Source organism: Arthrobacter cheniae (assembly GCF_003602275.1).
GTDB lineage: Bacteria > Actinomycetota > Actinomycetes > Actinomycetales > Micrococcaceae > Arthrobacter_D > Arthrobacter_D cheniae.
Genome location: NZ_QZVT01000007.1, coordinates 119,821 through 133,176, shown reverse-complemented (window position 1 = coordinate 133,176; position 13,356 = coordinate 119,821). Strand labels below are relative to the sequence as shown.

General features: G+C 63.7%; 19 protein-coding genes. 9 read left to right on the top strand and 10 right to left on the bottom strand.

What is annotated here, in order from left to right:
• Positions 1-62 precede the first annotated feature (62 nt).
• Positions 63-299, bottom strand: a complete 237-nt coding sequence (locus D6T63_RS19815) for a hypothetical protein (RefSeq protein ID WP_235830762.1) — start codon at positions 297-299, stop codon at positions 63-65.
• On the opposite strand from D6T63_RS19815, the gene D6T63_RS20245 reads away from it, so the two are divergent.
• Together D6T63_RS20245 and D6T63_RS19275 are read left to right on the top strand one after the other, a co-directional pair.
• Positions 261-452, top strand: a complete 192-nt coding sequence (locus D6T63_RS20245) for a nuclease-related domain-containing protein (RefSeq protein WP_407923750.1) — start codon at positions 261-263, stop codon at positions 450-452. The two genes, D6T63_RS19815 and D6T63_RS20245, sit on opposite strands and share 39 nt — an antisense overlap.
• Positions 364-1,020, top strand: a complete 657-nt coding sequence (locus tag D6T63_RS19275) for a hypothetical protein (RefSeq protein WP_182977020.1) — start codon at positions 364-366, stop codon at positions 1,018-1,020. The genes D6T63_RS20245 and D6T63_RS19275 overlap by 89 nt, the downstream gene beginning before the upstream one ends.
• Positions 1,021-1,156: 136 nt before the next feature.
• On the opposite strand, the gene D6T63_RS13945 is transcribed toward D6T63_RS19275, so the two are convergent.
• The 6 genes from D6T63_RS13945 to D6T63_RS13925 form a co-directional block, all read right to left on the bottom strand.
• Complete coding sequence (locus D6T63_RS13945) at positions 1,157-2,098, bottom strand: restriction endonuclease (RefSeq protein WP_235830761.1); 942 nt, start codon at positions 2,096-2,098, stop codon at positions 1,157-1,159.
• Between the two features lie 271 nt (positions 2,099-2,369).
• A complete protein-coding gene (locus D6T63_RS13940; RefSeq protein ID WP_120149658.1) occupies positions 2,370-2,597 on the bottom strand; it encodes a UTRA domain-containing protein in 228 nt (75 codons plus the stop codon).
• A 481-nt stretch (positions 2,598-3,078) separates the two neighbouring features.
• Positions 3,079-3,264, bottom strand: a complete 186-nt coding sequence (locus D6T63_RS13935; RefSeq protein WP_120149657.1) for a hypothetical protein — start codon at positions 3,262-3,264, stop codon at positions 3,079-3,081.
• A 12-nt stretch (positions 3,265-3,276) separates the two neighbouring features.
• Positions 3,277-3,489: a UTRA domain-containing protein gene (locus tag D6T63_RS13930; protein ID WP_120149656.1), complete on the bottom strand. Its 213-nt coding sequence runs from the start codon at positions 3,487-3,489 to the stop codon at positions 3,277-3,279.
• 15 nt (positions 3,490-3,504) lie between these two features.
• The gene (locus D6T63_RS19270) at positions 3,505-3,645 is read right to left on the bottom strand and encodes a hypothetical protein (RefSeq protein ID WP_182977015.1); all 141 of its coding nucleotides are present in this window, start codon (positions 3,643-3,645) and stop codon (positions 3,505-3,507) included.
• A gap of 78 nt (positions 3,646-3,723) precedes the next feature.
• Positions 3,724-4,191 (bottom strand): 4-hydroxythreonine-4-phosphate dehydrogenase PdxA, encoded by a 468-nt coding sequence (locus D6T63_RS13925; protein WP_268878028.1) that lies wholly within the window; start codon positions 4,189-4,191, stop codon positions 3,724-3,726.
• A 248-nt stretch (positions 4,192-4,439) separates the two neighbouring features.
• Here D6T63_RS13925 and D6T63_RS13920 point away from each other — a divergent pair, with 248 nt between their 5' ends.
• Both D6T63_RS13920 and D6T63_RS13915 read left to right on the top strand, forming a co-directional pair.
• Positions 4,440-5,252, top strand: a complete 813-nt coding sequence (locus D6T63_RS13920; RefSeq protein WP_182977014.1) for a glycosyltransferase — start codon at positions 4,440-4,442, stop codon at positions 5,250-5,252.
• Positions 5,246-6,271: a glycosyltransferase gene (locus tag D6T63_RS13915; RefSeq protein WP_120149654.1), complete on the top strand. Its 1,026-nt coding sequence runs from the start codon at positions 5,246-5,248 to the stop codon at positions 6,269-6,271. Before D6T63_RS13920 ends, D6T63_RS13915 begins: the two co-directional genes overlap by 7 nt.
• A 4-nt stretch (positions 6,272-6,275) precedes the next feature.
• On the opposite strand, the gene D6T63_RS13910 is transcribed toward D6T63_RS13915, so the two are convergent.
• Complete coding sequence (locus D6T63_RS13910) at positions 6,276-7,190, bottom strand: 2-hydroxyacid dehydrogenase (protein WP_120149653.1); 915 nt, start codon at positions 7,188-7,190, stop codon at positions 6,276-6,278.
• 167 nt (positions 7,191-7,357) lie between these two features.
• Here D6T63_RS13910 and D6T63_RS13905 point away from each other — a divergent pair, with 167 nt between their 5' ends.
• The 5 genes from D6T63_RS13905 to D6T63_RS13885 all read left to right on the top strand — a co-directional run bounded on the left by D6T63_RS13905 (position 7,358) and on the right by D6T63_RS13885 (position 12,058).
• Positions 7,358-8,740: a D-arabinono-1,4-lactone oxidase gene (locus D6T63_RS13905; protein WP_120149652.1), complete on the top strand. Its 1,383-nt coding sequence runs from the start codon at positions 7,358-7,360 to the stop codon at positions 8,738-8,740.
• 45 nt (positions 8,741-8,785) lie between these two features.
• Positions 8,786-9,616 carry a glycosyltransferase family 8 protein gene (locus D6T63_RS13900; protein WP_220725941.1) on the top strand — a complete coding sequence of 277 codons (831 nt, stop codon included), beginning with the start codon at positions 8,786-8,788 and terminating at the stop codon, positions 9,614-9,616.
• A 57-nt stretch (positions 9,617-9,673) separates the two neighbouring features.
• Positions 9,674-9,871, top strand: a complete 198-nt coding sequence (locus D6T63_RS13895) for an isochorismatase family protein (RefSeq protein ID WP_120149650.1) — start codon at positions 9,674-9,676, stop codon at positions 9,869-9,871.
• Between the two features lie 101 nt (positions 9,872-9,972).
• On the top strand, positions 9,973-10,293 hold the full coding sequence (locus D6T63_RS13890) for a nucleotide pyrophosphohydrolase (RefSeq protein ID WP_120149649.1): 321 nt from the start codon (positions 9,973-9,975) through the stop codon (positions 10,291-10,293).
• Positions 10,280-12,058, top strand: coding sequence for a DUF2075 domain-containing protein (locus D6T63_RS13885; protein ID WP_120149648.1), 1,779 nt, complete (start codon positions 10,280-10,282; stop codon positions 12,056-12,058). Before D6T63_RS13890 ends, D6T63_RS13885 begins: the two co-directional genes overlap by 14 nt.
• A gap of 259 nt (positions 12,059-12,317) precedes the next feature.
• Here the strand turns inward: D6T63_RS13885 and D6T63_RS19265 are convergent, their stop codons facing one another.
• Both D6T63_RS19265 and D6T63_RS13880 read right to left on the bottom strand, forming a co-directional pair.
• Complete coding sequence (locus D6T63_RS19265; protein ID WP_182977013.1) at positions 12,318-12,473, bottom strand: cupredoxin domain-containing protein; 156 nt, start codon at positions 12,471-12,473, stop codon at positions 12,318-12,320.
• Between the two features lie 81 nt (positions 12,474-12,554).
• On the bottom strand, positions 12,555-13,118 hold the full coding sequence (locus D6T63_RS13880) for a hypothetical protein (RefSeq protein WP_147394382.1): 564 nt from the start codon (positions 13,116-13,118) through the stop codon (positions 12,555-12,557).
• Positions 13,119-13,356: the final 238 nt, after the last annotated feature.

The window sequence follows — 13,356 nt, the reverse complement described above, 5'->3', positions numbered from 1 at the left end:
TCATCTTCAAAATCCTTCTGCACTCCTGTGCTTTTCCTTCCGATCCAGGCAACCAACGTTCCCTACGATCTAAGTGACAAGCAATGGGGGAAGACGTGGAAGCAGGACAGGGTGCTACGGAGCAGGCGCAGCGAATAGGTGAGCGAGTCTCCCGGCTTGAAGCCGAACTCGAGCAGCTGGAGGCTGATCTTGCGCGTGCCCGCAAGGCGCAACAAGCATGGCTCGCCGGAGCTGACGGCGAGGCTCGGGTCGGCGAGCAACTGCGTCAGCTCGAGCTGCAGGGCTGGCGGATGCTGCACGACGTGCACTGGCCCGGCCGACCGAAGGCAAACATCGATCACATCGCTGTCGGACCTGGGGGGGGTGCTCATCATCGACGCGAAGAACTGGTCGGGCGAGGTGCACCTCCGCAACGGCGAGCTGTACCAGAACGGCTACACACGGAAACGTGAGACAGCCTCCGCGCTCGAGCAGTGTGCGGCAGTGGCCGCGCTATTGGAACCACAGCATCGGAGCATGGCACAGGCATGGATCTGTCTGGTGGGACAACCTGACATGAACGGCTCGACTAGCACCGGCGGCGTAACGCTGGTCGGCATCGATGGGCTGGTTGGCACCGTGCTTGCGCTGCCGGCAGTCCTCGAGCAACCTTCCGTGCTCCAGATATATGACTATCTGAAGGGGTTGCTGACAGGTCCGACGAGCCCGGCGGTGGCGACGACTGCTCTTCTTGATCGCCCACAAGCTGAATCCCCACTCCTGGCAGCTCGGCGAGCGGCTGCAGCCCAGTCTGTTCCTGCTGGTAAACCTCAAGCGCCGACCCGGATTCGCCCAGCCAGAAGTACTAATCGGCGACGTCGCAAGAATCAGCCGAGCTGCCTTGGCGCAGTGTGGCGCCTTGTACTGCTGGCCCTTGTGCTGTGGTTAGGGGCCGGAGCATTGCAAAGCGTCACAGAGTCACTGTCGAATCCGCCGTCGGAGCTGCCAGCCGAGGTCGTGCAGCCCGAGGTGCCTCAATAGCTTATTGATACGCCAGCATTACCTGGGTCGGAAGTTTTCCGGGCATCGGTGGTAGCAGGACCGTCAGTGGTTGTCGCACCGGGGTCGATGGTGGCTGAGGCTCTGCGATTCATGCGGCTGGCTCAGACTGCCACTGCTACTCGAAGAAGTCCTCGTCAACCTCAACGACTGTGTATGTCTTGGCAACCTGCACGCCGACGGAATGACGGATCATCAGATCGGTGAGGTGTTTGCCGTCAATTAAGATGATGCGTGTGGGAATGGCTCGGGCGTAGTCAAGGGCTTGAGGCGAGAATCGGCTCGTTGTGATGAAAACTCCTCGAGTCGCCCCACGCCCTGCAAGGGCGCCGACGAATGACTGGATGGCTTCTCGTCCGACCGTTGACTCAGGTGCGTACCTTTTAGCTTGAATGTAGATCTGATCGAGCCCCAGTGCATCCTGATCAATGACCCCGTCCACACCGCCGTCGCCAGTCCCCCCAATCCGCCGCCCGCGATTTTCAGCGCCGCCATAGCCCATCGCTAGCAGCAGCTTCACAACCGCCTCTTCAAAAAAGTCAGGGTGCCGCTCCTGGAGACGCTTTAGAAGGTCCGCTGCAACGTCGGCTCTCAGCAGCTCGATCCCACTTTCGATCTGCTCTGTCGGATCGAGTTCTGAGTCCTCTATGGTCTGCGGCACCAACATTGTTGTTGCTGCAGTCGTCTGGCGCTGGGGCTCATAATCGTTGTACGCCGGTATGTCCCTGAGAATGCTCTTCGTGATTTGGTGCGGGTTCGCCGCAAGTAACTGCATGCCCACGTCAGTGATCACGAATCGCCCGCGTTCAGGCTTAGCCACTGCCGTGGCACGCGTAAGGTCGGACATTGCCCAGCCGATGCGATTCACTGCGCTGGATTGACCCGAAGCTAGAAGGACGGCGCGTTGTGCTTCCGTAATGTTCGCGTCGTCGAGAACCTCCGCGATGAGTTCGCGCCTCGTACGGGTTCTGCCGTCCGAGAGGACGCGAAGCACGGCATGCATGAACTCGTGCCACTTCGGAATCGGTTCTGCCACGGCGAGTTCAATTTCTGACGTCACTGATTTCCCTGCTATCGATCGTGAAGAAAGCGTCACGAGCAGGCTACATGGAGGAATTCATGTCCGAGATTGTGGGTAGTGGCTTGCTCACTCAAAATTGCTGATTGAACGGGTGGGATAAGCCGTCTGCGAGGCGGAGCAGGTCCCCGCCGAGCTGGCGGGTCCGGTCTGCTACGGCGTCAGGGGTGTCGGCAGCAGGCAACGACGGCGGGTCGCCGGCTGAGCTGGCCTGGCCCGGTTCCCCCTAGATATCAATGTTGAACACCACGCGCTACGGGTGGTGCCACGTCGAGAACACCTCGAGGCGCCGCCCGTTTTGGTCGAAGCTCGTCCCTCCCAGCAGGACCACGGGTGACCCCGCGTCGAGCTGTAGCTGCTGCAGCCGGTCGCGATCGCTCGGCACCGCCCGAATCTGCCGCTTGCCATAAATAATCTGCACTCTGAACTTCTCGCGGAGTACTGCGTGAAGGGATGCATTGTGGAGGGCCTCCACGGTCAACTTGGAGAAATTAGGTTCCGCAAGCTACGTGTGGATGACAGCAATGAGAATGCGGTCGGCCGGGCGCACCCGTTCGAGCGCCACCACCCTCCCGTGCCATACGAGCGAGAAGCGACCGAGCCCACCATCCGGTTGGATCTTCGATTCGAACCGGAGCCTGGTCTCCATACCCCTGCCACCGAGTAACTACATCAGCCGGATCGACGAGAGGAGCCGGACCCGTAGGTCCGACTCCTAAGTACCCGGCGAACTGGCTTAGGCGCTCGTGTTCTTCGGCGATGACTTCGCCTTCTTGTCGGCGCGCTTCTCCTTGAGAGACTTTGCAGCGGCCGTTTTGGCGCCGCTCTTCTTAGGCGATTTGTCTGCCATGGGGAACTCCTCCATCAAAATTTCGACGTGCAGTGGTGGGCTGAGACTACTCCTCATCGCTCGGTGTAGGCACGGCTGGTGCCGTATCCCGCCTGAATCAATGACCTGGTTGCTAGATCCGGTCAGCGAAGCGGAGCAGGTCCGCGCCGAGCCGGCGCGCCCGATCCACCACCGCGTCGAGGGCGTCGGCAGCAGGCGACGCCGGGCTGCCGACCGGGGCCGGCACGGCCGGTTCGCGCTGGATGTCGATGTCGAACACCACGTGAACAGGGTAGTACCAGGTCGAGAAGAACTCCACGGGCCACCCGTCCTAGTCGAAGCTCGTCCCTCCAGCAGGAGCGCGGGCGACGAGGTATCCCAGCTGCAGCAAGCGCAGCAGGTCCCGGTCGCCCGGGACGGCACGAATCAGCCGCTTGCCGGATGCGATTTGCACCCCGAATTTCTCCTCGAGTACCGAGTGAAGGGAAGCGTCCACCAGAGACTCCGCAGTGAGCTCGGCGAACGCCAGCGGCGGAAGCCACATATCCGCAGTAAGGACCTACTCGCCCGGGCCGTCCACTGGTGCCGGGTCGTCGTCGTCGTCGTGTTCCTCGATGACCTTCCCGTCGTGGACGCGCTTGAGCTCGATGCCCTCGAGGTAGCTGGGCACGGGAGGGTCGAGGTCTTCATCGCTTGTCATAATCTCGATCCTAGGTGCCGATCATCAGGAATGGAGGCCTCCCTTTTCGCAGCCACGCCCAGCTACTCGTTCGCCTCCCTACTTCTTCTGCGCGGTTCGCCAGACGTGGTCCCAGCCCGGTGCCAGCTGTGCCGCCCGACGCATCGACAGCACGAGACTCGCCTCGCGGGCGATGCCCAGGCCGGTGAGGTCGAACGCCGTTCCGTGGTCCACCGAGACGCGGACGACGGGCAGGCCGACGGTGATATTCACGCCGTCGTCGCCGTAGACCGCCTTGAAGGGTGCGTGGCCCTGGTCGTGGTAGGAGGCGATGACCATGTTCCACTTGCCCTTGACTGCGGCGGGGATGAGCGCGTCCGCGGGGATGGGTCCGCGCACGTTGATGCCGTTCTCGCGGGCAGCGGCGACGGCAGGGGCGAGGATGTCGGCGTCCTCGTCGCCGAACAGGCGGTTCTCGCCCGCGTGCGGGTTGAGCCAGGCGAGGCCGATCGGCTCGTCCGGGTTGCCGAGCGCCTTGGTGAATGTGCTGACGACTACCCGCTGCAGGGATTCCGGGAGCTCGAGTCTCTCCGCGGCCCATCGCCCGAGCCGGTCCGGTTGGTCGAGCAGCTACCCCGGGCCAAGTGGGGCACATCACACAAAAAACGGCTGCGAGGAGCAATCCTTCCGCTGGGCATGGCAGAAGACCTTGTAGTCTTCGCTGCCGTGGCACACGTCCACCTGACCCGACGGGAACCGATGTTAGTCATCACCTTGAACGGCGACCGCGGGTGCCGTGCCGCCCGCGCCGAGCAGTGACCCCCTCGAAAACGTCCGCGTCCGCACTGGTGGTCATCCCCGCATTCGGTTCGCCGGAGCTGACCAATGCGGTGGTGCGCGACCTGTGCCGCGATGGGAGCGACCTCGATCCGGCCCTGCGCATCGTGGTGGTCGACAACGCCGGTGACTACGTGCTCCCCGAGGGGAACATCTCGGTCCACCGCCCGGGGCGCAACCTGCGGTGGATCGGCGCCGCGAACTGGGCTCTGCAGACGGCGTCGCGCGATGGACATGCGGTCTGCGTGGTGCTGAACAACGACATCCGGCTGTCGCCCGGGTTCCTCGACGGATTGCTCGCACCGTTCTCGACAGGGGACGACATCGCACTCGCGGCGGCCTGCTACGACGATTTCTGGCTCCACCAGCGGGCCCATGCTATTCCGGGCACCGCCGCGGAGTACGTCCCGCGCGACGTGCTGCGCGACGTCGACTTCTGTGACGGCACCGCCATAGCGTTCGCAGTTCCCCCCGTCGTCGAACTGGGGGGTCTGGACGAGGTCACCTTCCCCCGGCATGGCTATGGCGCGGACATCGACCTGGCGATTCGCGCGCGGGCGGCCGGCCTGCGGTGCGTGGTCACGGAGGGCGCCTACGTCTCGCACCTGCGGCGGCAGACGATGAACCGGACCGGTCAGACCTCCGAGGGCAACCGGGCGGAGATCCTCCACGGACTGGATACCAAGTGGGGCGACGGGTGGCGGGCAGACGTCGGGCTCGGCCCGGACTCGTTCCCCGCCCACAACACCGGGAGCGGGGCGTCGTGGTACCTCACCGTTCCGGCATGGTGAGCCGTCCCCGACAGTCTCCGGGACGGATCGTTTACGCGGGTTTCGCCACCCGCCACCACAGCGGCGGCGTGCACGTGATGACCCAGCACGTCCGGTTGCTGCGTGAGCGCGGCCACGAGGCCTGGTTGTGGCTGCCCGACCCGGAGGACCGCACCGACTGGATCGCCGACGACGTGCCAATGCTGTTCGGGGCCACGACTGCGATCGGCGCCGATGACCTCCTCGTGCTGCCGGAGACACCGACCGTCCACGGCAGCGATCCGGCACCCGGAGCGCGCAAGGTCATCTTCAACCAGAACCACTTCTACACCTTCGCCGCCGGCGCCCCGGGCGAGGATTTCCCCGGGTGGTCGCCCGCGCCCGCGATCTGGGTCGTATCCGCGGAGAGCCGCGACGTGCTGTCCGCCGCGCTGCCCGGCTTGCCGGTGAGCGTGGTGCCCAACCCGGTCGATGGCGAACTGTTCGCCCCCCGCGCCGCCGACCAGCTCCGGGTGAGCTGGTTCCCCAAGAAGCGGCCGCGGGAGGGCTCGCTGCTGAAGCGACTGCTGGCCAACGAGCCACGGCTCTCGGGGGTGGAGCTGGTGGAACTGGTCCAGGCCCCGCGGGCGGAGGTGGCCGCCACCCTGGGGAGCTCGGCGGTCTTCATCGCCCTCGGGCACACCGAGAGCTTCGGTCTGCCGGTCGCCGAGGCGCTGGCGTCGGGCTGCCTCGTGGTCGGCTACGACGGCGGCGGCGGGCACGAGCTGTTCGAGGCACCCGGCGCGTGGCGGGTCCCAGACCAGCGACCGCTGCTGATCCGCGACCAGGTGTCGTCCCTGATCGAGGACCTCGACGCCCTAGCGCCGGTCCGCGCGGCGAACCGCCGCTGGGTACTCGACCGCTATCCGTTCGCCCGGACCGGAGCGGCGCTGCAGGAGGCGGTCGCAGCCGCGTGGGCCCGACCCGGCGCCGACGCCGTGGCCGTGCATCCGGCCGCCTGGCTCGACACCCTCGGCCCGCACTTCACAACGTATGCCTGAGGGCTCAGGCGGCGGCCTTCACGACGTTGACGAGGTCCTCGCCGGCCACGTAGCGGCGCACCTGCGCGTTGACCAGCGCGAAGGCTCGTGGGCCGGACTGCGCGATCGAGCCGGCGGCGTGCGGGGTGATGATCAGGTTCGGCGCGTTCCACAGCGGGTGGTCGGCAGGCAGGGGCTCCGGCTCCATCACGTCGAGGGCGGCGCGCAGCCGACCGGTCGTCAGTTCTGCGAGCAGTGCCGAGGTGTCGACGACCTTGCCGCGTGCCACGTTGACCAGCAGGGCGCCGTCGGGCATCCGGGACAGGAACTCGGCGTCGACGAGCCCGGTCGTGTCCGGCGTGAGCGGGACGGTCAGCACCACCACGTCGGCCCCGGGCAGCAGGCTCGGCAGCTCCGAAGTCGCATGGATGCCGTCCCGTGCCGTGTGCGCCACGAGCACGGGAACGGCATCGAAGCTCCGCAGGCGGCGCGCGGTCTGCTCCCCGAGGTCACCGGCGCCAATGATCAGCACGCGCTTGTCGCGCAGGTCGTCGGCCTCCATCGGGTCCCACCGGCCCTGTCGCTGCGCTTCACCGAAGTGGGGCAGCCGACGCAGCGTGGCCAGGACGACGGCCAGGACCAGTTCGGCGACAGCCGGGCCGTGCACGCCACGCGCGCTGCACAGGGTCACACCGTCCGGGACGTGCTCAAGGATGTCCTCGACGCCGGCACTCGTCAGCTGGGTGACCTCGAGCTTCGGCATGGCGGCGAACTTCTCGGCGAGGTTGGTGGAGTCCTCGACCTGCGGCACCCAGAAGACGGTCTCCGCCAGGCGTTCGGGCTTCTCGCCCTCGCCGTTCCAGACGATCACCTCGACCTCGTCGGGAAGGGCTCCGAGGAGACCCCGGGCATTCGAATCGGGTACACATACGACAGTCATTTTGTCAGTGTAAACATCCCCTTGACGAGGCAGGGCTGTGGTGTCAGCAGGACTTTTACAGATCTGAGAAATTCATTCACGGCGGCGGGAAACACCCGTGCCGGTGATCAGCCGTGCTCGTCAGTGCGGCTTCGAAGGCAAAACCGAACTTCTACAGGAGACGCGTCATGACCATCACACAGCTCGCCTACCCCCACCAGGAGCCGGAGCTCACCGGTGAGGACACCCGGCTCCGCAACTGGGCCAGGAATTCCCGGCTGGGCCTGCCCGGTTCGGTTGTCGCTCCAGCCACCGAGGCAGAACTGTGCGACTTCCTGTCCACCAGTGACGGCCGGGTCCGGATGATCGGGAGCCGGATGTCGCCCGGCAGGATGATCGAGGTCGCGGACGGAGCCGGCACGCTCCTGGACCTGAGCAGGCTGAGCGGCTTGATCTCCAGCACCGATGACACCGCGACCTTCGGTGGCTCGACCTCCTTGGCCGAGGTGTACGCGTTCCTCACCGCGCGGGGGCAGATGCTGGACGCCTCACCCGGGGTGATCGCCGAGCAGACGCTGGCCGGCGCCCTGTCCACCGGAACCCACGGTCAAGGGTTGCAGCAGAGCTCGATCGCCGGTGCCGCGCTGGCCATCCGCATGGTGCTGGCCGACGGCACGGTCGCGGAGTTCGACCATGACCACCCGGACTTCCCCGCCGTTCAGCTCGGCCTCGGCTCACTGGGCGTGATCACCGCCGTGACGTTGCGTGCACGGGAGTCAATGATCTACACCTGCGTGAAGAAGGCCGTCGACGCGGGCACGCTCGAGACGGACCTGGAGACCTGGAACCGGGAGAACATCCTGGTCAAGGCGTGGTGGTTCCCTCAGGAGAACCAGGTCCAGGTGTGGACCGCCAATGAGGCGTCCGACGACGAGAGCTCCCGGTACCGGGCCGGCGGCAATCAGCTCGTGGAACACGCGACGACCGATACGTCCATGAACAGCACGATCGAGGCAACGCTGCAGCATCTGCGCGATGACAGCAAGGGCGTCGCCGACAACGGCAAGTCGCTCCGCACGGTGTCGCGCTTCCGGGACTTCACCGACGTCACGGGTGACATCTACCAGGTGTTCTGCAAGGGGATCGCGACCCCCCAGATCAACGTGGAGATCGGCATCCCGCTCGCGCAGGCCGGAGCGGTGATCAGGAAGATCAAGGACTGGCATGCGGAGACCCGCCCACGGATGCACTATCCGGTGATCCTGCGCTGCACCGGCCCGTCCGACGGATGGCTGAGCCCGTCCAATGGCCAGGACACCTGCTACTTCGGCTTCGTGGTCTACTACGCGGCGGACGGTTCGCTGTCCGAGGAGGGCGACAGCTTCCTCCGGGCCGTGGAGCGGGCCCTGGCAGAGGAGGGTGGCAGGCCCCACTGGGGCAAGTACTTCGACGAGTCCCTGTACGACTGGCCCGCGCTCTACCCCCAGTGGGAAGCCTTCCGTCAGGTGCGCGAGGCGCTGGACCCGGAGCACCGCTTCGCGAATGCATTCACCGTTGCGCTACTCGACTGACTCGACCCGGCCACTAGGACAGGAACACCACCGATGAACGCTTGGGTGACCTTGCTGACTCAACCCGACTACCTGATCGGGGTCCGGACGCTCCGGGCCTCGCTCGAGACCTCCGGCAGCACCGCCCCCCTCGTGGTCATGGTGACCGAGGGGATCGACGAGCAGGCCCGGCGCCTCCTGCAGGACGACGGGTGCCTCCTACGTGACGTGGCACCGTTGCGCCCGGCTGGCGGGTCGGCTGACAGCTATGCCAACGCTCGGTTCGAGGAGGTGTGGACCAAGCTGGCCGTCTGGGGCCTCACCGAGTTCGAGCACATCGTCTTCCTGGATGCCGACATGCTGGTGACCCGGAACATGGACGAGCTGTTCTCGCTGGACCTGCCCGACGGCGCCATCGCGGCCTGCCACGCCTGCCGGTGCAACCCCAACCGGATCGCGAGCTATCCGCCGAGCTGGCGGCCCGAGACCTGCTTCTACACGCACTGTCGGGGCGGGGACCACGTCACCGAACCGGATGCGACGGACAACTACCTGAACGGCGGCTTCCTCGTGTTGTCACCGGACGAGGCCGTCTTCGCCGACATGGTGGCCCGGCTGGCGAACGTGGAAGACCTGTCGCACTACCCGTTCGCCGAACAGGACTTCCTCAACGAGTTCTACCGCGACCGCTGGCGTCCGGTGCCCTACGTGTACAACGCGCTGAAGACCCTGCCGCACCAGCACCCGTCGATCTGGGATCCGGCGGCGGTGAAGAACATCCACTACATCATCGACAAGCCGTGGACGAAGCCGCTCGACCCCGCCGACCGGTATGTCGAGGTGAACCGGCTCTGGTGGGAGATGGCCGACACCCTGGGCGCACCCGTCGGCTCCTGACCCCGCAGACGAAGGTGCTTGGTGCCGTGACCCCGCGGCCCTGCTGCCGGAACTGGGGTGGACACCGTGATCACCGTCGGCGTCAGCACCAGCGGCTGCATCCGAGTGATCGCGGTCGACGCGATCCAGCACAGCTTCTCACCGATCGTGGTGCGCGACGCAGTGGTGGACCGAGACGACGCCGTCCGGCAGGCGACGCTGTACGACTTGCAGGCCAAGTACGCGAGGGTCGACACGTCGGGTGAACTTTCCTGAAGAGCGAAGCGTCACCCCTATATGCCGCTGGTTGGTCCGCCGTCCATGACGGCGCGCCGTCCTGCCCTAAAGGCGGCCCTGCTTTCTGTTAGGTTGACGAGATGTTCGAATCGTCTCTGAAAGCCGAAATCGCAGCCCTCGTCGCGGAGCGCGACTGGGCACAGTTCCATACACCAGAGAACTTGGCTAAGAGCATTGTCATTGAGGCCGGCGAACTACTCGAATGCTTCCAATGGAGTGCAGATGCCGACGACGCGCGCGTCAAAGAGGAGTTGGCCGACGTGCTGACGTACTGCGTGCTTCTGGCCGATCGATTGGGCGTCGAGCCGGATGTGATCGTTCTCGAGAAGCTCGAGAAGACGCGGGAGAAATACCCGATCGAAAAGGCACGCGGGCGAAGCGCGAAATATGACGCCCTCTGATATCCGCTGGGTTGGCTTCAATAATGTCGAGATCACTGATTGGGCTGCGCTGGACCACCGCAACACTAATTGGCCCATCGTCTACGTACTGGATAATGCAGACAGCTCAGCGTCCGGTGCCACGGGCAGGGGTCTCAAGGACGTGTACGTGGGTGAGTCCCGTAACGCAGAAGCGCGTATACGCCAGCACCTCGCTTCTGCAGATAAACAGCATCTGCGGAATGTGCACGTGGTCGTCGACTCGACGTTCAACAAGTCGGTGTGCCTGGATCTAGAGTCATACCTGATACGGATGCTCGCCGGCGACGGCGCCTGTCAGGTCCTCAATCGGAACGGCGGCATCGTCGACGCCGACTACTTTAATCGCGAGCTGTACAGGGAGACTTTCAGCGAAATTTTCGAGCGCCTGCGTGGCGAGGGAGTCTTCACCCGGAGCATCCCTGAGATAGAGAACAGTGATCTCTTCAAGCTATCGCCCTTCAAAGAGCTGACGCATGATCAAGCGGTTGCCGTCGAGGGAATTCTCGAGGGGATATTCGAGAACCTGAAGGCTGACGCTCACAGCACGATCGTTATCCAGGGTGACCCGGGCACTGGTAAAACGGTTGTCGCGATCTACCTGCTCAAATTGATCGTCGACATCGCGAGTGGACCACCAGCTGAGGAACTGGACAGCGACTCCATGTTCTCCGAGTTCTTTGTGCAGGAAAACGCCAGTCTCATCACCCGCTTACGTATCGGACTCGTGGTGCCCCAACAGTCCCTGCGCGAGTCGATTAGGAAGGTCTTCAAGAAGACTCCTGGGCTGCGTCCAGAAATGGTGATGACCGCTTTCGATGTCGGCGTGGCCGATGAGCAGTTCGATCTACTAATCGTCGACGAGTCTCATCGCCTGAATCAGCGAGCTAATCAGGCATCCGGTGTGCAGAACAAGAAGTTTCACGAAATCAACGAAAAGCTTTTCGGAGAAGACGATACAACTAAGACGCAACTCGACTGGATCCGCGCGAAGAGCAAGAACCAGATTCTGCTCCTTGACGCGGCCCAGAGCGTACGACCGGCGGACCTTCCTCACGAGGTTCTCCAAGACCTCGTCGCTGAGGCTAAGGGTGCGAATAGGCATCATCCCCTCAACTCGCAGATGCGTGTGCGAGCTGGATCGGATTATGTCGGCTACATCAGAAGGATCCTCGGGCCCTCGGAGGTCAAAGGGGGGCCCACCCTTGTAGGCACTTTCGACGGATATGATTTCCGCCTGTTCGACAACATCGCCGACATGCGTACTGCGGTCATACGCCGCGATGAGGAAGCCGGTTTATCGAGGTTGCTCGGCGGGTATGCATGGCCATGGAAGTCGAAGGGCAACAAGGCCGCATATGACATCGTGATCGACGGGACCCAGTTCCGTTGGAACAGCACCTTGACGGACTGGATCGCCTCGCCGAAGTCGCGCGATGAAGTCGGCTCGATCCACACCGTGCAGGGGTATGACCTGAACTACGCAGGCGTGATCATCGGATCCGATCTCCGCTACGACGTCGATGCGCAGAGAATCGTCGTCAACCGCGCGTCGTACTTCGATAAGAAGGGCAAAGAGAACAACGCGGTTCTTGGCAAGACTTACACAGACGACGATCTCCTACGATTCGTCCGGAATATCTATGCTGTCCTGCTTACGCGGGGCATCAGAGGAACCTATGTGTATGTGTGCGACCCGGCCCTGCGGGACTACCTACGCGCCTTCATTCCCGTCACCAGCGAGTAGGCGGAGGAGTGTGAGGTCAATTTTGGTGCGAACTCGCGGCTCTTCGATCCATCGACGCCGGCAAGGGTGACGGCCGCGTCATCGGTTTTTGTCAGATATCTGATCAACCAAGTTCATCAGCTCTGCTCCCAGCTGTTGGGCCTTATCGGCGACCACCGGCTCCATCGGCAGCAGGCGACACCACCGGACCGGCAGTTACGGTCGAAATGACAGGCTTTCGCTGGATGTCGGTGTCGAACACCGCTTGGTCCGGGTGGTGCTACGTCGAGAAGACCTCTGCGGGCTGCCCGTCCTGGTCGAAGCTCGTGCCCTCTAGCAGGGGGAACTTGCAGACGAAGTTGCTCGCTGCCGACCCCGCTATCCCGCGAAGGGGTCGAACCCGATGCATTTGCGCCGCCAGGACGTACATCTGCATGGCGGTGTCCGATCCTCCTCTTCGTGTTGTCGCCGATAACAGCGCATATGACACCGCGGAGCAGCGCGACGAAGGTCCTAGTCAGTCAGGAACTGTGAGAACGGGTCCATCAAGAAAATCGAGGATGCCCTCCCGGCCGTTCCCGTCCTTGCCTAAGTCCTCAGTTAGTCCGTCATCCGACAGAATGGCTCGAGCAAAATACTCCGTGCCAGATGGCGGAGCCGCAGTCCAGCACTTCCAGGTTGCTGTTTCCTCGTTCGCCGTCGGACTCAACAAGGGGCAGGTGGAGTAGACGGTGTCTAACCGCCGCATCGTATTTGCTTGATGAAGTTCGAGTCTGACGGAGTAGGAGCGGTCTTGGTAGGCCATCAATCGAGCACGAACGAGAACTTCGATCCCCGGCATCTGAGGATCAAGCTTTACCCCATCGTCGACGTGGGCTGCATCTTGCGTGATCGCAATCTTCTCCACAGTGGCACCAAGCTGTTCCTTAGGGCGAAGTTCCGGAGCCACGAGGTGAACAGCTGTCACAACCGCCGTGACAATCCCGGCCAGCGCAAGAATGAAGCCAGCGACTGAGACCACAACTGCCCTGGTGACAGACCAGGCCCTAATTCCCGGGGCTATCGGAAGATTTACTTTCATGGTTCGAGCCTAGCTACCTTCTCAATTCCTGAGCGGTCCTGCGCTTCGCTCCGGCCTGTTCCGGCCAGGCTGCTCCTTCGTCGCATCCAGTCCGAGTGTCTTTGATGCTGTCCTACGAATCGTGCGCCCCGCTCCAAAGCGTCAATCGGCTGCGCCGACGTCGCCGGCCACAAAACTTCTACGGCGCTCCTGCGTCGCTTATTTCCTCCGAGGTTTCCGTCCGCCTCCGCCCTACGGG